We start from the raw sequence: 25,555 nt of genomic DNA, 5'->3' as shown, positions 1-25,555 counted from the left end.
GGAGCCGGGGCCATGCGTTCAAGCTGTATCGTTCGACCGGAACACAGACCGACCACAAGAATAAGGTGGCCCATGCCCCTGCCGCAGGCCTCGCGCCTCCTCACATCGGCCCTGCTTCTTGCCGTCAGCACCTGCGTGACGGCCGCAGCGCCGACCACGACCGTGCTACCGGCGGTAGTGAAATTCGACCCTATCCCGGTCCATCTCATCCCGCGCCCGCTGCCCCCCGGCCTGACCGCCGACGCCGCCCTGCGCAGCGGGCGCGTCAGCACCGGCAGCTACGCGATGAGCGCCCGCGCCAGCAAGCCGTGGCGGATTGCCTTCCTTTTTCCGCATCTCAAGGATCCCTACTGGATCGGCTGCAACTACGGCGTCATCAGCGAAGCCAGACGCCTCGGCGTGGCGGTGGATATCCTGCCGGCCGACGGCTACAAGGACCTCATCGGCCAACTGCGCCAGATGGAAGAAGCCAGCAACGGCCGCTACGACGCGATCGTGCTGTCGCCGATCAGCCTGGACGGCAACAACCCATCGATCGCCCGTGCCCGTGCGAAAGGGATACCGGTGTTCGAACTGGCCAACGACAGCACCAGCGACGACCTGACGGTCAAGATCACCACCTCCCTGCGCAGCATGGGCCTCGACGCAACCCGCTGGGTTATCCGCGACGCCGAGCAGCGCGGCCTCACGTCGATCAACATCGCGCTGCTGCCCGGTCCGGCCGGCGCCGGCTGGGTCAAGGGCGAGGTGGAGGGCAGCCGGGAGGCCGCACGCACCGCCCCGATCCGCGTCAACATCGTGGACATCCGCTATGGCGACAGCGACCGCATCGAGCAATCCCAGCTAGCCGCCCAGCTGCTGGCCCGCCACGGGCACGAGCTCGACTACATCATCGGCTGCACCGGCTGCGCCCCGGCAGCGCGCCTGCCGATCCATGAGGCGGGGCTCGACGGCCGGATCCGCGTCGTCGCCTACGACCTGACCCGCGAGATCGCCGGCCTCATCCGCCGCGGAGAGATCTTCGCCTCCGCCGACACCAAGGGCGTGAGCCAGGCGCGGGTGGCCATCAACGCGGTCGTCAATCATCTGGAGGGCCGGGTCAGGACGCCGCCGCACACCGTGCTCGTCAAACTGGGCATCGTGGATCAATCCAGCCTTAACCACTACCGGCTCGACGAATCCATCGCCCCGGATGGCTACACGCCAATTCTTTCCTATGACCCGCAACAGGAACGCCCGTAAGCTGCGCCGCCGCCCCTTCTACGGGCCACCGCATCCCCACGGGAATTCACCGGCATGAGAATCCGCAAGCTCCGGAACAGACTGCTGCTCAGCGCCGTCGTCATCAGCACGGCGACGGCACTGGCCTACATGTCGGCCGTGTCCCTGGTCATCAGCGGCCAGTACCTGGAGCAATCCCGCGGCCAGCTCAGGAAGGCCGCCACGGTCATCTCCGAAGAGCTCGAAGCCCGTCAGAACGCGCTGCTCGGCGCATCCCGCCACCTGGCCGCCCAACATAACCTGGGCACCACGATCTGGTACCTGTCCCAGTACGCCGGCTCGGACCTCGACCGGGAGACCCTGCAGAGCACCTATCGCCAGTTGGCGCGGGAGGTCCGCGAGGTGCGCAACACGACCCGCGCAGCCGGCGTTGCGATCTACGATGCCGCCGGCCACCTGATCGCCTTCACCCGCTTCGACGGCCGGCTCGAACGGATGGGCTTCGTCGAACGGGATCCCGACCCGCGCCTGATGATGACGGAGGGGATCCCCGGCGAAGATAACCACGACCCCGTCCTGAAGCCGTCGCCGCTGGCGCCCTTCATCCGCCCGGAGCTTGGCCGGCCGCTGCCGACGAAGGCCGACGCCCACTACGCGCTGATCGACGATGAGCTGTCGATCGAAACCTACGTCCCCATCATGGACAGCACACCCGGCGGAAAAGCCACGGCCCGGCAGGTCGGGCTGATCGTGATGACCCACGACCTCGGCCAGGGCTTCGTCCACGAACTGGCCCGGCGAACCGACACCGACATCAATGTGTTCACCCCCGAGGGCCTGCGCCACGGCACCCTTGCCGCCTACCGCAAGGCAGACTGGCGGGGCCAGCCCGAACCGGCGCCCGATGCCGCACCGGCCCTGGCGCTGAACGAGATCAGCATCGATGGAACAGGCTACTACCAGGGGCTGATCCCACTCCGTCGCGACGGGCAGCCCATTGGCAGCATTGCCGCGCTGCGCTCGAAGGCCGTCGTCGAGGCCAACACCTGGGAGATGATCCGCATCCTGGGGCTGATCGCCGCCGCCATCATGGCCTTCGTGCTGCCGCTGGCCTGGTATTTCTCCACCTCGATCTCGCGCCCGCTGACCACTCTCAGCCGCATCTTCCGGGGCATCAGCGACAATGACCGGGCCACCGTCGGCGACGACGAACTGGTCCTGCTCGACAGGGCCACCCTCGACTACGAACTGGCCGACCTAACCCAGAGCTTCATCGCCATGAACAACGCGGTGAGCCAGAAGATCCGCCAGATCAACGACATCAACGCGTCCCTCGAAAACACCGTCAACGAGCGCACCGCCGCCCTCATCGCGAAAGAGCAGGAGTCGCGCACCCTCATCGAGAACTCGCCCGACTCCATCGCCCGCTACGACCGCGACTGTCGACGCATCTATGCCAACCCGGCTTTCAGTTCGGTGGCCGGCCTGCGCCTCGCCGAACTGCTGGGGAAACGACCATCCGAAGTCCCCGGCGGCAGCAATGCAGAGATCTACGAAGCCAAGATCCGCGAGGTCCTCGCCAGCGGCAGGAATACCCAGTTCGAGCTGAAATGGCACAACAGGGAGGGCAAGGAACTCTGCAGCCTCATCCACCTGGCCGCCGAGGTCGATACGGCCGGCTCCGTGACCAGCGTGCTGGCCGTCGGCCGAGACATCTCCGATCGCATTGCCTTCGAGGAGACGATCTGGAAACAGGCCAATTTCGATAGCCTGACCCAGTTGCCCAACCGCCAACTGTTCCACGACCGCCTGGAGCACGAGTCCCGCCTGGCTGACCGTAGCGGCCGCTCGATGGTGTTGATGCTGATCGACCTGGACCACTTCAAGGAGGTCAACGACTCCCTCGGCCACGACAAGGGCGACGTCCTGCTGATCGAGGCCGGGCGGCGCATCAGCGCCTGCGTACGGGCCTCCGACACGGTGGCCCGCCTGGGTGGCGACGAGTTCACGGTGATCCTGTCCTGCGTGGACGACATGGAGAGCGTCGAGCGCATCGCCCGCGCCCTCATCGACAAACTGTCGAGTCCTTTCGTGCTGGGCACCGACAAGGCCTTCGTCTCCGCCAGCCTCGGCATCACCCTCTACCCCAGCGACGCCCGCGAACTGGACATCCTCTTCAAGAACGCCGACCAGGCCATGTACGCGGCCAAGAACGCCGGCCGCAACTGCTTCAGCTACTTCACGCCGGACCTGCACGAGGCCGCCCAGAAACGCCTGCACCTGAGCAGCGACCTGCGTGGCGCCCTGAGCGATGACGAATTCAGCATCCACTACCAACCCATCATCGAGCTGACGACCGGACGGGTCTGCAAGGCCGAGGCACTGATCCGCTGGCAGCACCCGCAGCGGGGGCTGACCGGCCCGCTGGAGTTCATCTCGGTGGCGGAGGAGACCGGGCTGATCGTGCCCATCGGCGACTGGGTCTTCAAGCAGGCCGCCCAACAAGCCCTGCACTGGCGCAAGCGCTTCGACAGCGGCTTCCAGGTCAGCATCAACACCTCGCCGGCCCAGATCCGCCACGACGGCAGCACCCTCGCCCACTGGCCCGAATACCTGGCCGAACACGGCATCCCGGGGCACAGCGTGGTCATCGAGATCACCGAAAGCCTGCTGCTGCACGCCGAAGCGCGGATCAACAAGAAACTGCTCGGCTTCCGCGATGCCGGCATCCAGGTCGCCATCGACGACTTCGGCACCGGCTACTCATCCCTCGCCTACCTGAAGCGCTTCGATATCGACTACCTCAAGATCGACCGCAGCTTCGTGCGCAACCTGGGCACCGACGCCAACGACCGCGCCCTGTGTGAGGCGATCATCGTGATGGCCCATGCGCTGGGCCTGAAAGTGGTCGCCGAAGGTATCGAGACCAGCGCTCAGCGGGATCTGCTCGTCGCCGCCGGCTGCGACTACGGCCAAGGCTTCCTGTATTCGCAGGCGATGCTGCCAGAGCAGTTCGAGCGTTGGGCCTGGTCAGCTGGCGAGACGGCAGCCTGAAACCAGCGCGGCTCAACTGAAGAACTGGCTCGGCGTCTGCCCGAACTGCCGCTTGAACATCGTGGTGAAGGCACTCGGGCTGTCGTAGCCGAGGGCCAGCGCGATGTCGACGACCCGCTCGCCGCCGGCCAGCAGCTCCAGCGCTCGCAGCAGGCGGGCCTGCTGGCGCCATTTGCCGAAAGTCATCCCGGTTTCCCGCTGGAACAGGCGCTGGATGGTCTTCACGTCCACACCCAGGTGCGCCGCCCAATCGCTCAGCGTGGACACGTCATCCAGGCGCTGCTGCAGGCGGGTGCAGATCTCCAGCAGGCGCGGCTCTAGGGGCATCGGCAGGTGCAGCGGCAACACCGGCAGGGTGCGCAGCTCGTCGAGCATCAGGCGCATCAGGCGACCGTCCCGCGAGTTGGACGCATAGGGAAGCTGCACCTCCGCCGCCGCGCGGATCAACTCCCGCAGCAAGGGCGAAATGCCCACCACGCAGGACTCAGCCGGCAGGCTAGGCACCGCCCCCGGCCGGATGAACAGGCTGCGCATATTGACCACGCCGACGCATTGGATGGCGTGAGTCATGCCCGCCGGCATCCAGATGCCCCGCGTCGGCGGCACCACCCACTGCCCGGCGTCGGCCTTCACCGCCATCACGCCGTGCACCGCGTAAATCAGCTGATGTTTGCCGTGAGCGTGGGGCGCCACTTCCCAGCCAGCAGGATAGTCGGTCGCCCGGCAGCTCACCGGCGCAGTGCTGGCGTCGATCTCGGCAAGCGCCTCGGAAAGGGGTTTCACCGTCATGAAGGCCTACATCGAACAATGTCTTTTTCTAGCAACCCCAAGGCCGGATGGCGTGAGACAGACATGCATCGTATTTCTAGAATCGACGGACGTCGAGACATACCAACACGCAGCCAGCCCCTGATCGACGAAGGGTCGGCACACCGCACAGAGAGCCCACACCATGACGAAACCCACCGCCTTGCCCTTGCAGGCGCGCCACGGCGAAGCCGCCTTCGGCATCCTCGGGGCCATCAGCACCTCGCACTTCATCAACGACATGATGCAGTCGCTGATCCTCGCCATGTATCCGCTGTTGAAGGGCGAATTCCACCTCAGCTTCGGGCAGGTCGGTCTGATCACCCTCACCTACCAGCTGACCGCCTCGCTGCTGCAGCCGCTGATCGGCCTGTACACCGACAAGAAGCCCCAGCCCTATTCCCTGCCCTTCGGCATGGCAGCCACCCTGTGCGGCCTGTTGCTGCTCGCCTATGCGCCGAGCTACGAGGTCGTGCTGCTCGCCGCCGCCTGCGTCGGCACCGGCTCGGCGATCTTCCACCCGGAATCGTCACGCATCGCCCGCCTGGCCTCGGGCGGACGGCACGGGCTGGCCCAGTCGGTCTTCCAGGTCGGCGGTAACACCGGCAGCGCCGTCGGCCCGCTGGTCGCGGCGGCCGTCATCGTGCCCTTCGGGCAGCACAGCGTGGCCTGGTTCGGCCTCGCAGCGGTGCTCGGCATCGTGCTGCTGGTGCAGGTCAGCCGCTGGTACGCCACCCACCACATCGCCGCGGCCGGTCGTGCCCGCCCGCCGGTGGAGTCGCCCTATCCGCGCAAGGTGGTGCTGGGCGCCGTAGCGGTGCTGCTCGTGCTGATCTTCTCGAAGTATTTCTACATCGCCGGCCTGAGCAGCTTCTACACCTTCTACCTGATCGAGAAATTCGGCCTGTCAGTGCAGAGCGCCCAGGTGCACCTGTTCGCCTTCCTGTTCGCATCGGCGGCCGGCACCATCCTCGGCGGCCCGATCGGCGACCGGGTCGGCCGCAAGCCGGTCATCTGGGCGTCCATCCTCGGCGTCGCCCCCTTCGCGCTGCTCCTGCCCCACGCCGACCTGTTCTGGACCACGGTGCTGACCATCATCATCGGCCTGGTGCTGTCGTCGGCCTTCTCGGCGATCCTCGTCTATGCGCAGGAACTTATGCCCGGCAAGGTCGGCATGGTGTCGGGCCTGTTCTTCGGCTTCGCCTTCGGCATGGGCGGCCTGGGCGCCGCCGTGCTGGGTCTGCTCGCCGACCGGACCAGCATCGACGCGGTCTATCACGCCATCGCCTACCTGCCGCTGCTCGGTATCGTCGTGGCCCTGCTGCCCAAGAGCCGACGCGTCGCAACAAAACCCTAGTGGCTGATGCACAGCGCGTTGATCAGGCCCACGGCGACCGACAGCGTCGCCAGCAGACTGGCCGGTGCAGTATCGCCGGCTTCGATCTGCGCCGCCCTGCTCCGCATTAGCAGGAACACTGCAAACTGCACCACGCCTGTGATAGCCGCCCATAGGGCCATCTCCGGCAGGCTCTGGGTGTAGTAGATCGAGGACAGCAGCGGGAAGGTAAAGCCGAGGATGGCCCCCGACAGGGAGATCGCCGCAGCCTGGTTGTTGCGGCTGATCAGCTCGAACTCCTTGTAGGGCGTGAGGTGGACATACGCCACCACGAACACTGCCAGCAGGGCCAAGGCCGCAGCGAAATAACTGATGAATGCGAGAAAGGCGCTCACGGCTCGTCCTTATTCGAAGAAATGGGGCACGAAGTTGCTCATGTTGGTGGTGATCGGCGAGACATCCTCTCGGATGCACATGCCTGCCGGCTCTCCGCCAACGATCCACGCACCGAGCACCGGATACTTGCCGTCGAACTCGGGAATGGTCGCCAGCCCCTGGTAGACGAAGCCTTCCGCCCCATAGGGCCCGGAGTCCTGTGCCAGCAGACGCCCGTCAGCGTAGAGCGCCACATTGGCGCCCTCGCGGGAATACAAGGGCTTGCGGGCGTAGGACTTGAGGCGGCCCGGCTCGAAATAGGCCGGCAGCAGGTTGGGATGATCGGGATACATCTCCCACAGCAGCGGCAGCAGGCCCTTGCAGGCCAGCACTGACTTCCAGATCGGCTCGACGAAGCGCGTCCCGCCGCCGACGATATGGCGGCCAAAGTCCTCGCGCATCAGCCATTCCCACGGATAGAGCTTGAACAAGGTGTCGATAGGCTGGCCGTCCAGGTCGACGAAGCCCCGGCGCGCGGCATCCCAGCCGATGTCCTCGACTGCGAGGTGACGGGCCTCGCGCCCGGCCTGCACCACCACGTCCTGCATGTAGGTGGTGCACACCCAGTCCTCCTCGTTGCCCCGCAGCGAGGCCAGGTGGACCACGCCCTCCCCTGGCAGACGCTGCCACTGCGCCACCAGGCGCTCGTGGAGCGAGTTGAACTGATCGGCGTCCGGCCGGCAGTCCTCCAGCCAGTACCACTGGGCTACCGCCGACTCGAGCAGGGATGTCGGCGTGTCGGCGTTGTACTCCAGCAGCTTCGGCGGATTGACGCCGTCGTAGGCCAGGTCGAAACGGCCATAGAGGCTGAATTCGTCCTGCGCCAGCGAATCCGCCAGCGCACCGTGGAAGGCCTCCGGAATGCCCAGCTGCGCCAGGCGCCCATCGGCCACGGCGCGGCGGGCAGCAGCCACGCACATGACTTGCAGTTCCTGCGCGGCAGCCTCGATCTCGTCCACCTGGGCCGCCGTGAAGCGGTAGCAGACATCTTCCTTCCAGTAGTTGTCCCACGAGTGGAAGGACAGGCCGACGGCCTCCAGCCGTCGCCCGAAATCGGGACGCGGCGAAATGGGCAGACGCTCCATCGCCGTCAGCCCCCCGCCGAGAAACCGTGGGCGGAGCTACCGAAGCCGCCGCGGCTCACCGAGCTGACCGTCGTGCCACGGGCGGCCGACTGCGCGCCGCGACTGAGGTAGGAGTCGCTGACGACCCGCGCGTCCCCCGAGGGCGAGACGGCGACTGGATGTCCCGCCGAGCGATCCCAGTAGTAACGCGGCCCCGCATAGGTCGAGCTGCTGCGGGAACCCGAACTGCTGCCATGGCCACTGCCGCCTCCGCTGCTGCCACCTTCGTCATGGCAGTTGCGGGGATCCAGCCCCCAGTCCTTCTCGCAGGCCTCCCGGCTGGCGTAGAAATCCTGCCGGATCTCCTGCACATCGCCACCGCCATCGCAGCCGGCAATCAGCCCTGCAGTGCCAATCACCAGCAGGGGAATCTTCCTAGAGCGTTTCAAATTCGCGTTTCCTCGTCACCGACGACAGTCTGAAATTCTTGAAGGACAGATCGCCCCCCGGCCCCGGCTGCCAGTCCGTCGCCACGCCCGACACTGCTCCCAGGTACGGACGGGCCACCGCCAGAACCCGTGCATGATCCATCTCCTCGGCCTCCACCACGCCAGCCCGCGGGTTGGCCAGCATCCAGTCGAGCGCGCCGAGGATCCCGGCCACCACCTGCAGGGACGTCGCCGTGTTATGGGGTGCCAGCGCGCGGGCCTCATGGAGCGACAGGGTCGAGCCATACCAGTAGGCCCCGCCATCGAAGACGAACAGCACGCCCAGCTGGTCGAAACCGTCCACCAGCTCGTCCCCCAGTACCCGCCCGTGGCGCGGCGGCTGAAAACCGCCGGCGATCCAGCCCTCCAGGGAGCGCTGCGCCGCCGGGCTCGGCCGATAGGCGTAATAGACGGTGGGACGATGGACGAGCCCGCCGGCGGCGTCCCGCAGAGTCAGCAAGGCGGCCAGAGACAGCGCTTCGTGATGGGTGATCAGGCGGGCCTCCTGCTCGCCGCAGCACGGCACCCAGGACTTCACCCTGACCTCGGCTCCATGGCCGTCGAGATAGATTGCACCGGGCTCACCCTCCTGGCGGTACGCGTCGTCCGGCAGGGCCGGCTCGTGGCTGCCCCAGCCGAGCTCGGCGCACTGCCAGGCCTCGGACAAAAAGCCATCCACCGACCAGGTGTTGTGAAACTCCCCGGCCGGCAAGGCGAGGCGGGAGACCTGGCTGTCCCGCTCGGCGACCTGGACCACCCGGACGCCCAGCGCGCAAGCCATCTGCGCCCATGAAATACGGCTCTCCAGCGGGACGCCACGGGCTGCGGCGAGCGCCGCCAACCCCTCCTTCGCCAGATGACTGATCAGCCCCGGATTGGCCCCGTGCGCGATCACCGCCGTTGGCGCCCCGGGTTCGTGCAGGGCCAGCGCGGCGCGGCGCAGCAAGTGATTGGTGGAGCTGCCGTCGGCAGCCGCATAGCCACCGGCCCAGGGCTCGACACAGGTATCGAGATAGAGCACCCCGTGCTCGCGGCACCAGGCGATCAGCGCCAGCGACGATACCTCGACGGCGACGTTGATCAGCACATCGCCCGGCTGCAGACGGCCTTGCAGGACGTTGCGATGATTATCGGGCGTGATTGGCCGTCTTTCGAGGCGGATACCGAAACGCTCGGCCACCGGCCGGCCGCACGCATCCGCGGCAATCGCCGCGATGTTCGACGCCGGCAGCCCGGAGTGCCGCAGCAACAATGGCAGCAGCGCCTGCCCGACACTACCGAAGCCGATCAAGAGGATACGCACCGCAGCGCCCGAAAAAATGACGAGGAGATTATAGCGTGAGCGCCGCCGCAGTCTCCGCACGCCGCAGCCGGCGTCATCGACGGCGGCGGAAGAGCACCGACCGGAGCGTTAGGTCGCCCGGGCAGCGGCCCGTGGCATCACCACATCAGGTCGTCCGGCACCTTGAAGTCGGCATACGGATCGTCCTCGTCCACTTCGATGGTGGCCCGCTTGATCTGCACGACGATGGACGGATCGCGCTCGGCGATCTTGTCGGCGATGATCTTCGGCACCAGCTCGGTCACATCGCCGCGGCAGATGATCACCAGATGCCCGGCGACGATGTGGTCGCGCACCTTGGCCGACACATACAAGCGCTTGATCTTGTTGTCGTGGGTGAAGTTGTAGGCGATGTCGCCGCCGCCCTTTTGCTGGCGGTTCTGCTGCACCATTTGGGCGATCTGCGCGGCAATCGCCTTCTGGGTGGCCGCCGCATCGCGCTGGGCATTGAGCTCGCGGGCCCGCTCGGCGTTCTTGCGCTGGGCCTCCTGGGCCGCCACGCGGGCCTCATCAACGCTCTCGGTGCCGGTACGCCGCTCGATCTTCTGCTGCCGGGCCTTGTCCTGGTGCATCTGTTTGGCCTTCTTCTTGTCCACCAGGCCGGCTTTCAAGAACTGTTCCTGCAAAGACGCCATCTGCGCCACTCCGTAAAAAGAGAGCGGCAGCATAACAAAAAGTCGTCGCCGCCAGCCCCTGCATGCTCAGCGCCACGCAATCTCATGCACCATTCGCCCATGAGTGATTCAGACCTGCCCCACCTGCTGCTCCTCGCCGTCGGCTGGCTGCTGTTCGGCGCACTCCACAGCCTGCTTGCCGGCACGACCCTCGAGCGCCTTTTCGGCCGCCACGCCCGGCTCGCCTTCAACGTCCTTGCCGTCGTCACGGTAGCCGCGCCGCTGGCAATCCTCGCCAGCCTGCCCGCCACGCCGCTGTTCGACGAGCCCGCCTGGCTCCGCCATGGCCTTGGCGCCGCCGCCGTGCTGGGTTTCATCCACACGCTAAAGTTCTATTCGATGTCGGCCTTCCTCGGCCTGCGCCAGGAAACCTGGCCGCTGACCTTCAGCCCATGGCACTGCCGGGTCCGGCACCCGTGGTACTTCCTGATGCTGGTGTTCATCTGGACGCGGCAGATGAGCGCGCCCTGGCTGGTCTCCGCGCTGTGCATCAGCGCCTATCTGGTGATCGGCAGCCGCCTCGAGGAGAAGCGCATCCTGCGCCGCCATCCCGGCTCGTACGCGGCCTATCGCCGCATCGTGCCGGGCCTAATTCCCTGGCGCGGGCGAGCACTGGACGAAGCCGCCCGCCGCCGGCTCGAAGCCCAGGCCCTCGAGGAGAACTGAAACCGCCGTCCGTCAGGCCGCTTTCCGCAACCACACCAGCAGGGTTGCAAACAGGGTTTCCGGATCCACCGGCTTGGCGATGAAACCGTCCATGCCGGCCTCGGCACAGCGGGCCTGGTCTTCAGCAAAGGCATTGGCGGTCAGGGCGAGGATGGGCAGCGTGCGTTTCTCCGGCAACTGCCGGATGCGCCGGGTAGCCTCGAGGCCGTCCATTGCCGGCATCTGCATGTCCATCAGGACCAGCGCGTAGTCGTTCCTGCTCACCCGATCCAGGGCTTGCGCACCGTCCTCGGCCACGTCGGCGCGCAAGCCGACGTCTTCCAGCATCGACAGCGCAACTTCCCGGTTGGTCGGATCATCCTCGGCCAGCAGGATGCGCATGCCGGCAAAGTCCCGCCGCAGGATCGTCTCGGAGTCGTTGGTGGCATCGGCCTCAGGCTCACCCGGCGCATCGACACGCTTGCGCAGGCGCACCGTCAGCCAGAACGTACTCCCCTCCCCCAGCACGCTGCTCACGCCGGTCTCACCGCCCATCAGCGCGATCACGCGCCGGGTGATCGCCAGCCCCAGCCCGGTCCCACCGTATTTGCGCGAGATGGAATTGTCAGCCTGCTCGAACGCCGAAAACAGGCGCGGGATCACATCCGGCGCGATGCCGGCACCGGTGTCGCTGACCTCGAAGCGCAGCAGGCTGTGCTCCGCCGCATCATCGACGACGCGGACGCCAAGGGTGACGCCCCCCGTCTCGGTGAACTTCGCGGCATTGCCCAAGTAGTTGAGCAGGGCCTGCTGCAGGCGGGTGCGATCCCCAAGCAGGTGGCGGGGCATCGCTTCGATCTCGGTGGCAAGGCTCAGTCCCTTGGCCCTGAGCTTCCCGCTCACCATGTCGCAAACGTTGTCCACCAGCTCATCGACACACAACGGGCGCTCGTCCAGCAGGAACTTCCCAGCCTCGATCTTGGACAGGTCGAGGACGGTATTGACGGTCTCCAGCAGGTGCTCCCCCGCCGCCTCGATCTTGTCGAGCTTGCTCGCCTGCAGGGGCGTCGCACCGCTGCGGCGCAGGATGTGCGCCATGCCGATGATGGCGTTGAGCGGCGTCCTGATCTCGTGGCTCATGTTGGCCAGGAAGGCGCTCTTGGCGATGTTGGCGGTCTCCGCCTGGTTCTTGGCCAGCGTCAATTCGAGCGTCCGCTCCTCGACGAGGCGTTCGAGGTGGTTGCGGTGTTCCGCCAGCTCGTCCTGGATCTCCTTGGTCGCCGTGATATCCATCGCCAGGCCCTCGATGAGGGTGTCGTCCCCCTCCCGCCGGAGCCCAATGGAGCGGTCGAAAAGCCAGCGCCAGCGTCCCTCCCTGTCCCGGATGCGGTACTCGAGTCTGAACGGCGTCTGGTCGGCCAGCAGCCGGACTATCGCGTCCCTGACCGCCGGCTGGTCCTCCGGGTGAATCGACTCGGCCCACACGAAGGGATGGCCCAGCAGGTAGTCCATCGAATGGCCGAACACATCCACGACCCGCGGCGAATAGTAGATACCCCCGCGCTGCGCGGAATAGGTGTATGCAATGTCCGGCAGGCTTTCCACCAGGTGGCGATAGCGGGCCTCCCGCTGCTCGAGGATGGCCTCCGCCTCCTTGCGCGGGGTGACGTCGGTGTGCGTACCGCACATGCGCAGCGGCCGCCCTTCCCCATCGCGCTGCATCACGCTGGCCTGGTCGAGAATCCATCGGATGCTGCCGTCCTTGTGGAGCATCCGGTACTCGAGCTTGTGGATCTCGGACTGGCCCTTGAGAACGGCGTCGATGGAACGCCAGGCCCGCTCCCGATCCTCGGGATGGATGAAATCCGTCCATTGCTGGGTCGTATGCTGGATCTCCTCGTGGGTATAACCCAGCATCACCGCCCACTGGCTGTTCCGCTCGACCGTTCCAGCCGCCAGATCCCAGTCCCAGAAACCCAGCCCCGACCCCTCCAGTACGAAGCGCAACTGCTTCTCGCTATTCTCCAGCGCCAGCTGCGACAACTTGCGCCGGGTGATGTCATGCCCGATGCCCAGCACGCCAATCAGGCCGCCCTGCTCGTCCCGCATCGGGATCTTGGTGGTTTCGAGGATTTCCCGATGTCCGTCGGAGGCGAAGGTGATCTCCTCCTCATTGACGCTCGGGCCATTTCTCTCCATCGCCACCCGGTCTTGCTCGCGGAAGAAATCCGCCAGCTTGTGGCCGACGAAGTCGTAATCGGTCTTGCCGACGATGTCCTTTTCCGGTGCGCCGCAAAACTGCTCGAAGCGCTGATTGCAGCGGAGATAGACCCCGTCCGGATCCTTCAGCCAGACCAGATCGGGCAACGTCTTGATCAGGGTGCTCAAAAAGCTGCGCTCGTTCGACAGTTCCCGCCTGGCCATCACCTCAGCCGTAATGTCGCGGGCGATCGTCGAGGCGCCGATGACCGCCCCCGCAACATCACGGATCGGCGAGATCGTGACCGAAGCGTGGAGGGTGGTCCCATCCTTGCGGAGTCTCCGCGTCTCATGATTGGTCACAGTTTCGCCGGCACCGATGCGCAGCAGCGTGCCCGCGGCCTCGTCCCGCAGATCCGGCGGATACAGCATGTGGGTAGGCTGCCCCAGCGCCTCCGCCGCCGTGTAGCCGAAGATTTTTTCGGCCGCCGGATTCCAGTTGGTGATGATGCCGTCCAGCGTCTTGCCCAGGATCGCGTCCTCGGACGAATTGACGATCGCTGCCGCGCTTTGCAGCGCCCGGTTGGCTTCCAGCATCCGCAGGCGGGTGAGCCCCATCTCCCCCATGACCTTGGCCAGGTCGGTGAGAAAGGCCATGATCGACTGCACCTTTTCGCGGGAAAAGACCGGGGCTCTCTTCAACGCGTCGAGATAGGCCGCTTCCTCGAAGCCGAACTCCTGAGCCTGGCGGATGAAATACGGCAGGTCCGGATCGGAAAAGAAGAACTGGCCGGTGAACAGGTTGGCGACGTGCTCGCCATCAACGGTGATCGGCACCGCCACATCCACCAGACCGTTCTTGCAGTTGTAGACGTTGTAGGCCTCGCCCTCCTTCAGCTTGCTCGCCAGGATCGTGTCGCTTTCGAGGCAACGGCGGGCGGTGCCTGAATTGCAGCGATGAAAGCGGGTACACACGTCCTGCCAGCCGGTCGCCACCAGCACTTCCCCATCGAGCTCGAGAATGGCGGTCACCGCGCCGGTCACCGCAGTGAAGCTCTCGCACAGGGTTTTCAGCTGCTGGACGTCCACAAGCTCGGAAAATTTCATGGGTACTGACCTATTCAGACATGTCCAGCAGGCGGCGGAATGAACGTGCGGCGAGAGCGGACGGACTCGCCCGGTCACTTCGACGGTGGATGCATTCTTCGGCCGCCAGCGGCGGCACGTCAAGATGAAATCCCGCGCACAATCCTAGTGGATCACACTGGCTTTCATGGCGACCATCGCCACCCTGGGCGCCGGAAATGCCTCCGCTTCAGAAGCCGATCCGCAGCGACAGCCGCAGGCTGCGCGGTTCGGACGGATGGGTGTGGATGTCGTTCACCGCAGCCCCCTCGCCGCTGAGCTGCGAAGCGTAGTAGTAGTCGATGTCGCTGACCTTGCGGTTGAAGGCATTGAGCACATCGAGGAACAGCTTCATGCGGGCGTCGATCCGGTAGCCGGCGCGCAGATTGACCAGCGTCGAGCCCTTGGAGCGCACCGAATCGTCCTCAATCAGCGGGCGCGGGCCGAAGTAGCGCAAGCGCGCCCCGCCCGACCACTTGCCGCCGGCGTCGTAGCTCACCCCCACCGACGCCACCTTGCGGATCGCGCCGGGGACATGGTCGCCCGGCACGCTGTCGTCCACCCGCGTGTAGCGTGCCTTCGAGATCGACAGGTCCGCATCCACGATGGTCGCCGGGTTCGGCATCCAGTAGTTGGCCCACTCGATCCCCGTCCGCTTGCTCGGAAAGCTCGGCTCCGTCGTACCGGCATCGCCGGAAAACACCAGCTCCGAGGCGATATCCAGCTGCCACAGGGACAGGGAGGTCTGCAGGCCGGGGATCAGCGCGCTGCGCACGCCCACTTCGTAACCCTTGGTGCGCACCAGGGGCGTGGAACCTTCCACCGGCGTGCCAAAGCCCGCATCACGGAAATCCGGATTGGTCTTCACGGCGATGCCGCGGGCGTCATTGCTGTGAAAGCCGTAGCCCATGTTCAGGTAGTACTCGGTCTTGTGCCACGGCCCGAAGATCAGCGACAGCTTGGGGCTGCCGATGCTGGCGTCCACCTTGCCGGAATTGGCCGGCGTATCCGCGCTAACGTCGAAGCGGTAGAAGTCCTTGCGCCAGCCCACGCTGCTGCGCAGCCAGTCCAGCCACTGCACCTGGCTCTCCGCGTAGAAGCTGATGCTCCTTTCCCGCACGCGGTCCTGCGCCACCGTGCCCCAGCGCTGGCGGGCGGTCGTCGTGTAAAGGCCCAGTTTGCCGATGTCGTCGAGGCGGGACTGCAGCCCTAGCGTGAAGTCCGTGCCCTGGGCCAGCCAGTCGCCGTACCAAGTTTGCGCCAGGTTGAAGCCATACACCTGGCGCCGGTCCTCCTGCTCGAACTGGTCGCCGGGCCCCGGATCGCAGCCAAGCGTGCAATAAGTGAAGTTGGACCACAGATTGAGGCCGTAATCCATCGCATACACATTGCCACGCAGCCAGCCGCGCTCGTCCTTGCGCGACCACTCGCCGGACAAACTGTAGCGATGGGTCCGGCCGCCATCGCTGGCGTCCAGGTTGCCATAGCGGGAGATCAAGCCGGCCTCCACCGCCCGCAGCGGCACCTGGTCTGTGGCCGCCCACTTGGCGGTGTAGGCCATCGCCGCCACCGACCAACCGTTGGCGCGCGTCCCTTGCGAATAGCGCAGCAGCCCATTCAGCTTGTCGAGGTTCTCCGGCATCGACCACGGGCCCTTGTTGCCGCTCCATTCGAGGGCATACAGCAGGCGTCCGTCAGCCACGTCCGAAGAGCCGGCCAGCAGCGCGCGGCGGTAGCTCCGGGAGCCGACCGACAGCTCGGCAAAGTCCTGCGCCAGCGTGCGCACATAGTCGATGGAGGCGGCGCCCGCCGACGCAAAGTCCCCGGCTTCCGCCGCATAAGGCCCCTTGCGGTACTGCATGCTGTCCACCAGTTCGGGAATCAGGAACTGCAGGTCCGAATACCCCTGCCCGTGGGCATGGGTCGGCATGTTCACCGGCACGCCCATCAGGCTGGTGGCGAAGTCCGTGCCGTGGTCGAGGTTGAAGCCGCGCAGGTAGTACTGGTTGGCCTTGCCGTCGCCACTGTGCTGGGACACGATCAGCCCCGGTACGACCTCCAACACCTCGGCCGGGCGCAGCAGCGGCCGGTTGGCGAGCTGCCGGGCCGTCACATTGCCTTCGGACGCCGCGCTCGCCACGCCGACCAGGTCATGGGATTCACTGCCCGTCACCTCGACGACCTCCAGCGTCTGGATGCCGCCCCCGTGGGCCACGGCCGCCCAGCAGCTGGTCGCGGCGAAGAGTAGTTGCGTGAAACGGTCTTGTACGGTGGGTCTGGCGGCCTTCATCAGGGAGGAAATCGTTGGCAGGCTGCCGCAGCGAACGTCGCCGCGCACCACGCCTCGCATAGATGTATGAAGATACTGAGATTGATCATACAACTATCGTGCCAACGGCCACGCGACGGCGTCCATGGGGCATTCACGCCCTTCGCGCAGCGGATTCGATCAAGCACGCGCCCATCCGGCGCCCGCTTTGGAAAGCCGCTTACCAGTGTGCAGGCAGAAACGCCGGGCCTATCCCCGGCGTGGCGCACCTATTTGCGCCAGGGCAGATCCATTACAGTGCCATCCGGCAGGGTCACCACGCCGCCGATGGGCATGGCGCCGACAAACTCGCTGTCGGTCTCCGCGAAGATCTGGTGCACCTGCCCCGCGGGCAGGATCAGCGTGTCCCCGGCCTGGTAGCGCAGTTCACGCTCGCCCACCGTCGCCCGCCCACTGCCCTTGAGGAACACCACCACCTCCTCGGTGGTGTGGCAGTGGGGCGGCGTCGCCGCATCGGCATCCATGCGCCCGTGCCATACCTCCACCTGCTGCGCGCCGCTCGTCGGCGTGGCCACGCCGGCGATGTGGTTGCCCACCATGCTATGGACCTGGTTCTGCTCTTTGCGAAACACCGACATCATCGACCTCCGCTCATCCATCAACACGCCCGGCACGCCGCCGCGCGCGCTCCATCAATCCGGGCCGGTCCGCTCCAGCCGGCCGAGATCGAACCCTTTCTGCTCCAACCTTGCCAACAGCCTTGCATAGTCCTCACGGGCGACCTGCGGCGTTCTGGCAAGAATCCACAGGTACTCCCTGCGCGGTTCGCTCACCGCCACCAGCTGGTAACCCTCATCGAGGTCGATGACCCAGTAATCCCCCCAGACGAAGGGCAGGAACGACAGCCAGGCCGGCGCAAAGCGTACCTCCAGCTTAGCCGAGGTCGTAGGGCCAATCTGCCTCGCCGTGCCGACGGCCTCCATCATCGCGCCGCCTTCGGTGCGGCAACGGTTGATCACTTGCACCATCCCGTCCTGGCGGAGGCTGTATTCCGCCTTCGAGTCCCCCGTGCATTTGCGCTGGAACCAGTTGGGAAACCTGGCGATCTCGTACCAGGTTCCCATGTAGCGGGGTACGTCCAATGAGGGAATCGCATTCAAGGCGGCAGGGGCCGGCGGAGCGCCATCGGCCGCAACGGCATTTTCAGTAGCGGCGCTCATGGCGCCCAGGCAGCACAGCAAGGCAAGCAGGTTCTTCTTCATCATGGCTATAGAATAGTCATTGGAGTGGCATCACCCAGACCGGCCGGGAGGCAATCGGTTCCCCCTCTCCGGATGGGCAGCACAGGGTTGCGGCCGGTGTGCGAGCGTAGGGTCCGCGGCCTGCTTCAGACGCCCCTCGGCCGCCGGCTGCAATATCCCTCACCAGGTCGCCTACGATCACAACGTCGCCGGCGCGCGCCGGGCAACTCAATCCCCGGACGTACCCTTGCGGTAATGCGCTTCGGCCATCCCGAGCGCGGCCTCCCACAAGGCAGGGGCGCCGCGTTCGATCGGCGGCTGGCAGCGCGACTTGACCTGCTCCAGCGTCACCTCGCACTCCACCCACGTCCCGCCATCCGTCGCCGCGTTGTGCAGCATCGGCTGGAACCGGTCGAGCGCCTTCGCGAACTTCGCATCGTCGCTCTCCGCCCCCTCGAACTCGAACCACAGCTCCCGGAACTCGACCGCCTGCGCCTCCGGCAACAGACCGAACAGACGCTCTGCAGCCAGCCGCTCGCGCTCGTCCTGCCCGGCATGCGTCGCCGGCACGTGAAACGGCACATCCCCGGCGTCGATCTCCACGATGTCGTGGATCAGCAGCATCTTCACAACCCGCTGCACATCGACCGTCCCTGCCGCATGCTCGGCGAGCACCAACGCGTACATCGCCAGATGCCACGAATGCTCGGCGCTGTTCTCACGGCGCGAACGGTCGATCAGCGGCGACAAGCGCACGATGCTCTTGAGGCGGTCGATTTCCTTGAGGAAAGCCAGTTGGCGTTCCAGGTCGGGGAGAGTCACGATACGGTGCTTTCTGTGAGACTGGGGGGATGAGCGAGTCTAGCAGAGCGGCGCCAACGCCCCGGTCACGGGCGCCTCCCAAAGCCAGTCCTATGCGCTCTAGCGCTTGAGAAAGGAAGACGGCCAGCGGTAGCTTCTACAGACCACCGTTTACGAGCGGCTTGACCACACAGCCGGCCATGAACAGTCGGTCACCGAATGGTGCTAAACGACTATTTCCAGCAGTAGTATCAGTCGGTCGATACCCTAGCGCCGCATGTCAGCCGGAAGTTAAGCTACGTTCATGCGTACCGCCAAAAGAAGACCCGATCAGCACATCATCGACCAAGAGGGCCAACAGCTCTTGCGCGAGCGACTGCCGCGGACATGGATTCTTCGGGAGTACCGCCCCGATTACGGCTTAGACTTCAGTATTGAGGTGTTCAAAACCTTGAAATCAGTGGCGGGTAAACGGCCGATGCATGAAACGCTGGGCGAACACATCTTCGTGCAGCTCAAGAGCGTTGACGACCCAGAGATCAAACCGCTCGACATCTACAGCCGCAACAATGTCGAGAAGGGGCGCGAACGGCTCGACCGAGAAGAGAAGGTTGGAACGCTCGACACTTATCGGTTTTCGCTTGAGACGCCGGAGTTGATGACCATTGAGCGAATGGGCATTGGCGTTCCGGTCCTGTTGGTTATCGCGGACCTAAAGGCCCGCCGCTGCTCTTTTGTCTGCCTAAACGATTACATCGACAAGATTCTGATTCCGAGACACTGCGACTACGGAACCAAAGAGCACCGGACAGTGCACGTTCCCGTAGCCAATGAGATCGGCAGCATGCAAGGAACTACGGCGTTGCGCTGGTACGGAAGGTGAATCGCCCCGGGTTTCGCGGAGGCCATTTGGTTTTAGTCAGGCCATGACAGCCTGACCGGTTTGACTGCGGTAATAGTTTGCCTCAGCTTCTGCCGGCGGCACGTAGCCAATGGGCGCGAGTAGCCGATGATGGTTGAACCAGGCCACCCACTCAAGGGTTGCCAACTCCACCGCTTCAGCGTTCTTCCAGGGCCCGCGACGATGGATCAACTCCGCTTTGTAGAGTCCGTTGATCGTCTCTGCCAAGGCGTTGTCGTAGCTGTCCCCCTTGCTGCCGACCGATGTTGCAATGCCCGCTTCGGCGAGCCGTTCGGTGTAGCGGATGGACACGTATTGGGCCCCTCTGTCCGAATGGTGGATCAGGGCATCGCGCTGGGGCTGGCGTGCCCACAAGGCCTGCTCCAGTGCGTCCAGCACGAACTCGGTATGCATGGAGCGGCTGACGCGCCAACCGACGACGTAACGGGCAAACACATCGATGACGAAGGCGACGTACACGAACCCCTGCCAGGTCGAGACATAGGTGAAGTCGCTGACCCAGAGCTGATTCGGGCGTTCGGCCACAAACTGCCGCTTGACCCGATCCAGCGGGCAAGGCGCGGCGGGATCGCCGCGCGTCGTGCGGACGGCCCGCCCGCGCCGGACGCCGGCGAGCCCCTCGACGCGCATCAGCCGCTCGACCGTGCAGCGGGCCACCTCGATGCCTTCGCGCTGCAACTGTCGCCACACCTTGCGCACGCCATACACCCGCAGGTTGGCTTGCCAGACCCGCTGGATATCCCTGATCAAGCGTTCGTCGCGTAGTGCCCGGGCGCTACGCAGATCTGGGTTGCGCCGGCGTGCCACCCGGCGTCGATACGCCGACGGGGCGATCTGCAAGACCTTGCAGATCGGCTCGACCCCAAGGCGGTCCCGGTGCATGTCGATGAAGTCGTGGGTCACTTGTTGCGGCGGTCGAGCTCCGCCTGCGCGAAATACGCACTGGCCAGGCGCAGGATCTCGTTGGCCCGCTTCAACTCCCGAACCTCCCGCTCCAGTTCCTTGATGCGCGCCGTCTCGGCACTGCTGACCCCGTCCCGCTGGCCGGTGTCCCGCTCATGCTGCCGAACCCAGGCATGCAGTGTCTGGGCGGTACAGCCAATCTTCGCCGCAATCGACTGGATCGCTGCCCATTGCGACGGGTGCTCGCCGCGCTGCTCGAACACCATCCGCACTGAACGCTCGCGCACTTCCGGGGCGTATTTCGTTGTCTTCTTCATGGCTCCATCATCTCAAGAGTGGGAGCCTCCGCGAAACCCGGGGCGATTCAAAGCGAGCAAAGCTGCTTGCAGCCTTTCAACGATTCATCTACCAATTCGACGAGCTACAAGCGGCCTCAGATAATAACTGGGAAGAACTCGCTCGGTACTTTGGAGAGCGAATTGCGAGCTATGACTTCTGGGACGACACAGAGATGTGCTGCCTAATTCAACACCATGCCAAAGGCCTCCGCCGATTCCTCGCTGAAGGTTCGCCCCATGACTCCCGACCAGACAATGCAATATTGACTGCATTTCTCGGAAAGGAGCAGCCCGCCCGTAAGCGGGCCGAAGTGCTAGAGCTATGGCGCTCTCTTGCGTTGCTGCCACAGCTCTACGAGGATGTATGGCGCGAGTGGTTCCTGCCAACCGCCCTGAACGAATGGGCTGCAAGCTTGGCTTAAAGTGTGTCACCCCGGTTTGGGTAGCCAACTGATGTTGCACCCCCTCCGCCGGCAGCAAAGACCGCACAGGCCTCGCCTAACAATCAAAAAGGCCCGGCAATCCGCCGGGCCTTTCTTCATTCACTGAGCGCTACACAAAAACCAAACCTCACGCCGCGCCGACTTCCTCCTTGCTGGCCCTGGTCTGGGATCTGCGTCGGTCGGACTTCTTTTTCAGTCCCAGCACCGCCACCTGATCGGAGTCGGGGCCGAACTGGGCTTTGACCTGGCTTTTGACGCCGAGGATGGCGTCGTGGAATTCGCGTTCGATGGCGCTCAGCGCGTCGCGGGCGGCGGCGAGGGCGTTCTGGGCGTGGATCTCGGTTTCCTGGGCCTTGCGCAGCGCGTCGTGCAGTTGGCTGACGGCGTCGAAGGAATAGGCCGGGTTGACCGGGGTGTAGTTGGGGATGGCCTTGAGGCCGACGAAGGCTTCGATGTCTGCCTGGAGGGTTTGCGGGGGAATGCGGGTGTTCAGAACGGTCGCCATGGATTCTCCTGTCGATGAATGCGAAGAAGCGGAGTGGAGCCGCGCGATATTACATTCGCATTACATCGACGTGAACCATGCCATCCAGATTTTTCGACCAGTCCCTGCGTGGCCGGCTGCGGGCTCCATGCTGCCGGCCCACAGATGAACATTGGGGCGCCGAAGAAGACCTTCGGCGCCCCAATGTTGATGCTGCAGCGCTGCGCGTTCTACGTGCACGGCGCGTAGCTGATCGTGCACGCGTGCACGATCAACGTGCCCCGTCCGACGTTCATCGTGCACGCGCCAATGTTGAGCGTGCACAGCTCAGAGTTGATCGTGCACCCGTGCACGTTGATCTCACAGCGGTGCACGTTGAGCGTGCACGTGTGCACGCTCAACTCGCACGCCTGTTAGAAGGACTTTGCGATGCTGACGAAGAACTTTTTCTTGGCGATGTCGGAGTACGAGGTGGTGTCGCTCAGGCTGAGGAAGTGCTTGTAGGCATTCGGCTCGCTGGAGGCGGAGTAGAAGGCGCCGGCACTCCAGCCGTCGGGCAGGCTGCGGGTGATGCCGAGCTTGTAGTAGCTGATGTCGAGGCCGGTGGAGTTGGCGACGACCTGGCGGCCGATCTGGCCGCTGAGGTTCCAGCCCTCGGCCACGTCGCGGGCGGCATTCAGTTCGTAGAAGTAGGAGCCGCGGGTGCTGCCGGTGACGCCGGCGTTGGCGTCGCCGTAGAAGCCGCCGTTCACCGGGGAGTTGTTGGTGCTCCAGCCGAAGTATTCGGTGAGGGTGCGGCCGGTCTTGAAGCTGAGCCAGTCGTAGCTCACCGACACATAGGCCTCGGCGGTGTTGAGGCTGTTGGAGCGGTTGTAGCCGTCGAAGGCGGAGTCGTGCCAGTTGGCGCCGGGGTAGGTGTAGTAGATCAGGCCGACGTCGTAGCCGACCGCCTCCGTGACCTTGCCGCGGAAGCCGCCGTAGAAATCCATCTCCACCGCCGCACCGGGCAGCCAGTGGTCGGACACGTTGGAGGCGGCGAAGCCGGCGTAGGCGCCGGAGGCGTGGTCGGCCTCGACGCTGAACTGCAGGGCCGGCTTGCCCCAGCTCTGGGACTGGCCGCGGAAGATGTAGTCGCTGACGAAGCTGACGCTGACCGGCACGGTCCAGGCAGACTCGCCCTCCGCCGCCGCGGCGGGCAGGGCGGTGGCGAGGCAGGCGCCCGCGAGGGCGAGGGGAAGCGCAGTGCGCAGGGCGCGATGGGTTGCTGCGGGCATGACGATCTCCTTGAAGTGAACCAATAGGGGGTAAGGCAAAACACGGTTGGGCACAGCCCCGGCGTGGGGCTGCTCGGGGATTCAGGCGGGCGGCGTGGCCTCCAGCACGGACGGGTCGGCGGCATCGGGAAGCAGCGCGTGGCTGTCGCTGTCGTCCTTCAGGTCCACGCCGCTGCGGCCGAGGCGGCGCGCGCCGGCGATCAGGAAAGCCAGCTTGCGGGCCGCTTCCGCGTAGGGCAGCCCTTCCGGCCGCACGTTGGAGATGCAGTTGCGGTTGGCGTCGGTGAGGCCGGGGCGCGGCTGGGCGGTGAGGTAGAGGCCGAGGCTGTCCGGCGACGACAGGCCCGGCCGCTCACCGATCATCACCACCACCTGTTCGGCGCCGAGGATGTGGCCGATCTCGTCGCCGAGCGCGACGCGGGCCTGGGTCGCCACCACCACTGGCAGGCGGTACAGCTCGGGAAAGTACGGCACCAGCGCCTCCAGCAAGGGCTGCGCATGGCTGCGGGTGGCCAGCGACGACAAGCCGTCGGCCACCACGATGGCCAGCTTGGGCGCCGCCGGCCACAGGGAAGGTGCCTGCTTTGCCAGGGCGTCCGCGCTGTCCGGCGCGAGGCGACGGCCCCAGTCGGGGCGGCGCAGATACACGCCGCGGTCGGCCGCCTGGCTGTGCACGGCGAAGGTGTTGAAGCCGGCTTCGTGCAGTTCGCCCTGCAGGGCCGGCACATCTAGCGCCTGATGCACCGCGTCGCGGGCCTGGGCGTGGGCGGTGCCGAAGCGCAGCACCTCGCGGGTCGGCAGGCTGACGCCGCTGCGCCCGAGGGCGACCCGCGCACGGGTCAAGCTTTGCAGGCGCAGCCAGGGGTCGGGGGTGACGATGGCGGGTTTGCTCATGATGCGCCCTCCTCCTTACAGACGGCCGGCCAGGGCCAGCAGCGGTTGGGTGTCGCCCTGGGGCAGCAGCTCGCCGCGGTAGTCGGCGATGCCCATGCGTTCCAGCCAGTCCTCGAATTCCGGCGCGCGGCGGCGGTCGAGCACGCGGCGCAGGTAGAGGGCGTCGTGGAAGGACGTGCTCTGGTAGTTGAGCATGATGTCGTCGGCCCCGGGCACGCCGATGATGAAGTTGATACCGGCCACGCCGAGCAGGGTCAGCAGGGTGTCCATGTCGTCCTGGTCGGCCTCGGCATGGTTGGTGTAGCAGATGTCGCAGCCCATCGGCAGGCCGAGCAGCTTGCCGCAGAAGTGGTCCTCCAGCCCGGCGCGGATGATCTGCTTGCCGTCGTAGAGGTATTCCGGGCCGATGAAGCCGACCACGGTGTTCACCAGCAGCGGCTGGTAGCGCCGCGCCAGCCCGTAGGCACGGGCTTCGAGGGTCTGCTGGTCGGCGCCGTGGTGGGCGTTGGCGGACAGGGCGCTGCCCTGCCCGGTCTCGAAGTACATCACGTTGTTGCCGACGCTGCCGCGGCCAAGCGCCCTCGCCGCGGCGTTGGCCTCGTCGAGCAGCGCGGCGCTAACGCCGAAGCTGCGGTTCACCGCCTCGGTGCCGCCGATGGACTGGAACACCAGGTCCACCGGCGCCCCCTTGTCGATGGCACGGAGGGTGTTGGTGACGTGAGTCAGCACGCAGCTCTGGGTCGGCACGTCGTACTGCTCGCGGAACTCGTCGATCAGGCGCAGCAGCGTGGTGATCGCCGGCAGGCTGTCGGTGGCCGGGTTGATGCCGATCACCGCGTCGCCGACGCCGTAGAGCAGGCCGTCGAGCATGGAGGCAGCAATGCCCTTCGGATCGTCGGTCGGGTGGTTGGGCTGCAGGCGCACCGCCAGCCGGCCCGGCAACCCGAGGGTGTTGCGGAAGCGCGTCACCACGCGGCACTTGGCGGCCACCAGGATCAAGTCCTGGTTGCGCATCAGCTTGCTCACCGCGGCGACCATCTCGGGCGTCAAACCGGGTGCCAGGGCCTGCAGGCTGTCCGCGTCGGCGGCATCGGACAGCAGCCAGTCGCGCAACTCGCCGACCGTGAGGCCGGCCACCGGCGCAAAGGCCAGCGCGTCGTGGCTGTCGAGGATCAGGCGGGTGACCTCATCCTCCTCGTAGGGCACCACGGCTTCCTGCAGGAAGCGTGCGAGGGGCACGTCGGCCAGCGCGATGCGGGCCGCCATGCGCTCCTCTTCCGAGACCGCCGCCACGCCGGCCAGCATGTCGCCGGAGCGGAGCGGGCTGGCCTTGGCGAGCAGGTTCTTCAGATCACCGAAGGCATAACGGCGCAGGCCGAGGGTGCAGGTGTAAGTCATGGCTGTGTCGTTGTTGAATGAGAGTCATCGGCAGGGGGTGGGCGTTGCTGTCCTTCTTTTTTGGATGCTTGCCCTGCAGTCAGGAGAGGAGTCTGCTGTGGGGGGGGGAAAAAAAGACCCCGCGGAAAGCATAACACAAAAACGGCCCAACAAAAATGACCCCCCAGCGAAAAACAAACCCCACAAACGCCCCCCAAA

Annotated in this window: 22 protein-coding genes and 1 other annotated feature; of the genes, 6 read left to right on the top strand and 16 right to left on the bottom strand. The window is 65.6% G+C overall.

Translation table 11 applies throughout. The features are described from left to right. The first annotated feature begins 72 nt into the window (after nucleotides 1-72). Together torT and ACE3RX_RS03185 are read left to right on the top strand one after the other, a co-directional pair. Nucleotides 73-1,242, top strand: coding sequence for a TMAO reductase system periplasmic protein TorT (torT, locus tag ACE3RX_RS03190; RefSeq protein ID WP_374480243.1), 1,170 nt, complete (start codon nucleotides 73-75; stop codon nucleotides 1,240-1,242). A 54-nt stretch (nucleotides 1,243-1,296) separates the two neighbouring features. Continuing rightward, a complete protein-coding gene (locus ACE3RX_RS03185) occupies nucleotides 1,297-4,275 on the top strand; it encodes a putative bifunctional diguanylate cyclase/phosphodiesterase (protein ID WP_374480241.1) in 2,979 nt (992 codons plus the stop codon). Between the two features lie 12 nt (nucleotides 4,276-4,287). On the opposite strand, the gene ACE3RX_RS03180 is transcribed toward ACE3RX_RS03185, so the two are convergent. Further along, nucleotides 4,288-5,064: a helix-turn-helix domain-containing protein gene (locus ACE3RX_RS03180; RefSeq protein WP_374480239.1), complete on the bottom strand. Its 777-nt coding sequence runs from the start codon at nucleotides 5,062-5,064 to the stop codon at nucleotides 4,288-4,290. Nucleotides 5,065-5,227: 163 nt separating this feature from the next. Here ACE3RX_RS03180 and ACE3RX_RS03175 point away from each other — a divergent pair, with 163 nt between their 5' ends. Beyond that, nucleotides 5,228-6,439: an MFS transporter gene (locus ACE3RX_RS03175; protein ID WP_374480237.1), complete on the top strand. Its 1,212-nt coding sequence runs from the start codon at nucleotides 5,228-5,230 to the stop codon at nucleotides 6,437-6,439. Here the strand turns inward: ACE3RX_RS03175 and ACE3RX_RS03170 are convergent. From ACE3RX_RS03170 to ACE3RX_RS03150, 5 genes are all read right to left on the bottom strand, one after another. Beyond that, nucleotides 6,436-6,813, bottom strand: a complete 378-nt coding sequence (locus ACE3RX_RS03170; protein ID WP_374480235.1) for a DUF350 domain-containing protein — start codon at nucleotides 6,811-6,813, stop codon at nucleotides 6,436-6,438. The genes ACE3RX_RS03175 and ACE3RX_RS03170 overlap by 4 nt on opposite strands. 9 nt (nucleotides 6,814-6,822) lie before the next feature. After that, the gene (locus tag ACE3RX_RS03165; RefSeq protein ID WP_374480233.1) at nucleotides 6,823-7,938 is read right to left on the bottom strand and encodes a glutathionylspermidine synthase family protein; all 1,116 of its coding nucleotides are present in this window, start codon (nucleotides 7,936-7,938) and stop codon (nucleotides 6,823-6,825) included. Nucleotides 7,939-7,943: 5 nt separating this feature from the next. Next, complete coding sequence (locus tag ACE3RX_RS03160; protein ID WP_374480231.1) at nucleotides 7,944-8,366, bottom strand: hypothetical protein; 423 nt, start codon at nucleotides 8,364-8,366, stop codon at nucleotides 7,944-7,946. Beyond that, nucleotides 8,353-9,708: a saccharopine dehydrogenase NADP-binding domain-containing protein gene (locus tag ACE3RX_RS03155; protein ID WP_374480229.1), complete on the bottom strand. Its 1,356-nt coding sequence runs from the start codon at nucleotides 9,706-9,708 to the stop codon at nucleotides 8,353-8,355. The genes ACE3RX_RS03160 and ACE3RX_RS03155 overlap by 14 nt, the downstream gene beginning before the upstream one ends. Nucleotides 9,709-9,845: 137 nt before the next feature. Further along, entirely contained in the window at nucleotides 9,846-10,382 is a 537-nt protein-coding gene (locus ACE3RX_RS03150; RefSeq protein WP_374480227.1) for a DUF2058 domain-containing protein, read from the bottom strand. 99 nt (nucleotides 10,383-10,481) lie between these two features. Here ACE3RX_RS03150 and ACE3RX_RS03145 point away from each other — a divergent pair, with 99 nt between their 5' ends. Further along, the gene (locus ACE3RX_RS03145; protein WP_374480225.1) at nucleotides 10,482-11,087 is read left to right on the top strand and encodes an isoprenylcysteine carboxylmethyltransferase family protein; all 606 of its coding nucleotides are present in this window, start codon (nucleotides 10,482-10,484) and stop codon (nucleotides 11,085-11,087) included. A 12-nt stretch (nucleotides 11,088-11,099) separates the two neighbouring features. Here ACE3RX_RS03145 and ACE3RX_RS03140 read toward each other — a convergent pair whose 3' ends face one another. From ACE3RX_RS03140 to ACE3RX_RS03120, 5 genes are all read right to left on the bottom strand, one after another. Then, entirely contained in the window at nucleotides 11,100-14,372 is a 3,273-nt protein-coding gene (locus tag ACE3RX_RS03140) for a PAS domain S-box protein (protein ID WP_374480223.1), read from the bottom strand. Nucleotides 14,373-14,580: 208 nt separating this feature from the next. After that, entirely contained in the window at nucleotides 14,581-16,680 is a 2,100-nt protein-coding gene (locus ACE3RX_RS03135; protein WP_374480221.1) for a TonB-dependent receptor, read from the bottom strand. Between the two features lie 248 nt (nucleotides 16,681-16,928). Beyond that, on the bottom strand, nucleotides 16,929-17,297 hold the full coding sequence (locus tag ACE3RX_RS03130; protein WP_374480219.1) for a cupin domain-containing protein: 369 nt from the start codon (nucleotides 17,295-17,297) through the stop codon (nucleotides 16,929-16,931). A gap of 54 nt (nucleotides 17,298-17,351) precedes the next feature. Beyond that, the gene (locus ACE3RX_RS03125; RefSeq protein WP_374480217.1) at nucleotides 17,352-17,924 is read right to left on the bottom strand and encodes a lipocalin family protein; all 573 of its coding nucleotides are present in this window, start codon (nucleotides 17,922-17,924) and stop codon (nucleotides 17,352-17,354) included. A 204-nt stretch (nucleotides 17,925-18,128) separates the two neighbouring features. Beyond that, nucleotides 18,129-18,722 carry an HD family hydrolase gene (locus ACE3RX_RS03120; protein WP_374480215.1) on the bottom strand — a complete coding sequence of 198 codons (594 nt, stop codon included), beginning with the start codon at nucleotides 18,720-18,722 and terminating at the stop codon, nucleotides 18,129-18,131. A gap of 283 nt (nucleotides 18,723-19,005) precedes the next feature. On the opposite strand from ACE3RX_RS03120, the gene ACE3RX_RS03115 reads away from it, so the two are divergent. Continuing rightward, nucleotides 19,006-19,584: a DUF4365 domain-containing protein gene (locus ACE3RX_RS03115; RefSeq protein WP_374480213.1), complete on the top strand. Its 579-nt coding sequence runs from the start codon at nucleotides 19,006-19,008 to the stop codon at nucleotides 19,582-19,584. Between the two features lie 36 nt (nucleotides 19,585-19,620). Here the strand turns inward: ACE3RX_RS03115 and ACE3RX_RS03110 are convergent. The 5 genes from ACE3RX_RS03110 to ACE3RX_RS03090 form a co-directional block, all read right to left on the bottom strand. Further along, nucleotides 19,621-20,843 (bottom strand): IS3 family transposase gene (locus ACE3RX_RS03110; protein ID WP_374480211.1). Its coding sequence is split into 2 segments (ribosomal slippage): nucleotides 19,621-20,561 and nucleotides 20,561-20,843, totalling 1,224 coding nucleotides; the frame shifts between segments, so codons are not numbered across the junction. Continuing rightward, nucleotides 20,449-20,565, bottom strand: a sequence feature (AL1L pseudoknot). (Overlaps the previous gene by 117 nt.) Nucleotides 20,844-21,434: 591 nt before the next feature. Further along, the gene (locus tag ACE3RX_RS03105; RefSeq protein ID WP_374480209.1) at nucleotides 21,435-21,812 is read right to left on the bottom strand and encodes a hypothetical protein; all 378 of its coding nucleotides are present in this window, start codon (nucleotides 21,810-21,812) and stop codon (nucleotides 21,435-21,437) included. A gap of 392 nt (nucleotides 21,813-22,204) precedes the next feature. Further along, nucleotides 22,205-23,065 carry a TorF family putative porin gene (locus ACE3RX_RS03100; protein WP_374480207.1) on the bottom strand — a complete coding sequence of 287 codons (861 nt, stop codon included), beginning with the start codon at nucleotides 23,063-23,065 and terminating at the stop codon, nucleotides 22,205-22,207. A gap of 81 nt (nucleotides 23,066-23,146) precedes the next feature. Beyond that, nucleotides 23,147-23,959 (bottom strand): ethanolamine ammonia-lyase subunit EutC, encoded by an 813-nt coding sequence (gene eutC / locus ACE3RX_RS03095; RefSeq protein WP_374480205.1) that lies wholly within the window; start codon nucleotides 23,957-23,959, stop codon nucleotides 23,147-23,149. Nucleotides 23,960-23,974: 15 nt separating this feature from the next. Next, complete coding sequence (locus tag ACE3RX_RS03090) at nucleotides 23,975-25,357, bottom strand: ethanolamine ammonia-lyase subunit EutB (protein ID WP_374480203.1); 1,383 nt, start codon at nucleotides 25,355-25,357, stop codon at nucleotides 23,975-23,977. Between ACE3RX_RS03090 and ACE3RX_RS03085 the strand changes: the two genes are divergently transcribed. Then, nucleotides 25,356-25,555: hypothetical protein (locus ACE3RX_RS03085; protein WP_374480201.1), on the top strand; the 200-nt coding region annotated here is incomplete at its 3' end. The two genes, ACE3RX_RS03090 and ACE3RX_RS03085, sit on opposite strands and share 2 nt — an antisense overlap.

It is taken from the genome of Zoogloea sp. (genome assembly GCF_041914405.1).
In the GTDB taxonomy this organism is placed as follows: Bacteria; Pseudomonadota; Gammaproteobacteria; order Burkholderiales; family Rhodocyclaceae; genus Zoogloea.
The sequence above is the reverse complement of the archived record's forward strand: the minus strand, read 5'-3'. Positions and strand labels throughout refer to the sequence as shown.

Coding starts and splice junctions, on each gene's coding strand:
- torT (WP_374480243.1), top strand. CDS start 73: ATGCCCCTGCCGCAGGCCTCGCGCCTCCTCACATCGGCCCTGCTTCTT.
- ACE3RX_RS03185 (WP_374480241.1), top strand. CDS start 1,297: ATGAGAATCCGCAAGCTCCGGAACAGACTGCTGCTCAGCGCCGTCGTC.
- ACE3RX_RS03180 (WP_374480239.1), bottom strand. CDS start 5,064: ATGACGGTGAAACCCCTTTCCGAGGCGCTTGCCGAGATCGACGCCAGC.
- ACE3RX_RS03175 (WP_374480237.1), top strand. CDS start 5,228: ATGACGAAACCCACCGCCTTGCCCTTGCAGGCGCGCCACGGCGAAGCC.
- ACE3RX_RS03165 (WP_374480233.1), bottom strand. CDS start 7,938: ATGGAGCGTCTGCCCATTTCGCCGCGTCCCGATTTCGGGCGACGGCTG.
- ACE3RX_RS03150 (WP_374480227.1), bottom strand. CDS start 10,382: ATGGCGTCTTTGCAGGAACAGTTCTTGAAAGCCGGCCTGGTGGACAAG.
- ACE3RX_RS03145 (WP_374480225.1), top strand. CDS start 10,482: ATGAGTGATTCAGACCTGCCCCACCTGCTGCTCCTCGCCGTCGGCTGG.
- ACE3RX_RS03140 (WP_374480223.1), bottom strand. CDS start 14,372: ATGAAATTTTCCGAGCTTGTGGACGTCCAGCAGCTGAAAACCCTGTGC.
- ACE3RX_RS03135 (WP_374480221.1), bottom strand. CDS start 16,680: ATGAAGGCCGCCAGACCCACCGTACAAGACCGTTTCACGCAACTACTC.
- ACE3RX_RS03130 (WP_374480219.1), bottom strand. CDS start 17,297: ATGTCGGTGTTTCGCAAAGAGCAGAACCAGGTCCATAGCATGGTGGGC.
- ACE3RX_RS03125 (WP_374480217.1), bottom strand. CDS start 17,924: ATGATGAAGAAGAACCTGCTTGCCTTGCTGTGCTGCCTGGGCGCCATG.
- ACE3RX_RS03115 (WP_374480213.1), top strand. CDS start 19,006: ATGCGTACCGCCAAAAGAAGACCCGATCAGCACATCATCGACCAAGAG.
- ACE3RX_RS03105 (WP_374480209.1), bottom strand. CDS start 21,812: ATGGCGACCGTTCTGAACACCCGCATTCCCCCGCAAACCCTCCAGGCA.
- ACE3RX_RS03100 (WP_374480207.1), bottom strand. CDS start 23,065: ATGCCCGCAGCAACCCATCGCGCCCTGCGCACTGCGCTTCCCCTCGCC.
- eutC (WP_374480205.1), bottom strand. CDS start 23,959: ATGAGCAAACCCGCCATCGTCACCCCCGACCCCTGGCTGCGCCTGCAA.
- ACE3RX_RS03090 (WP_374480203.1), bottom strand. CDS start 25,357: ATGACTTACACCTGCACCCTCGGCCTGCGCCGTTATGCCTTCGGTGAT.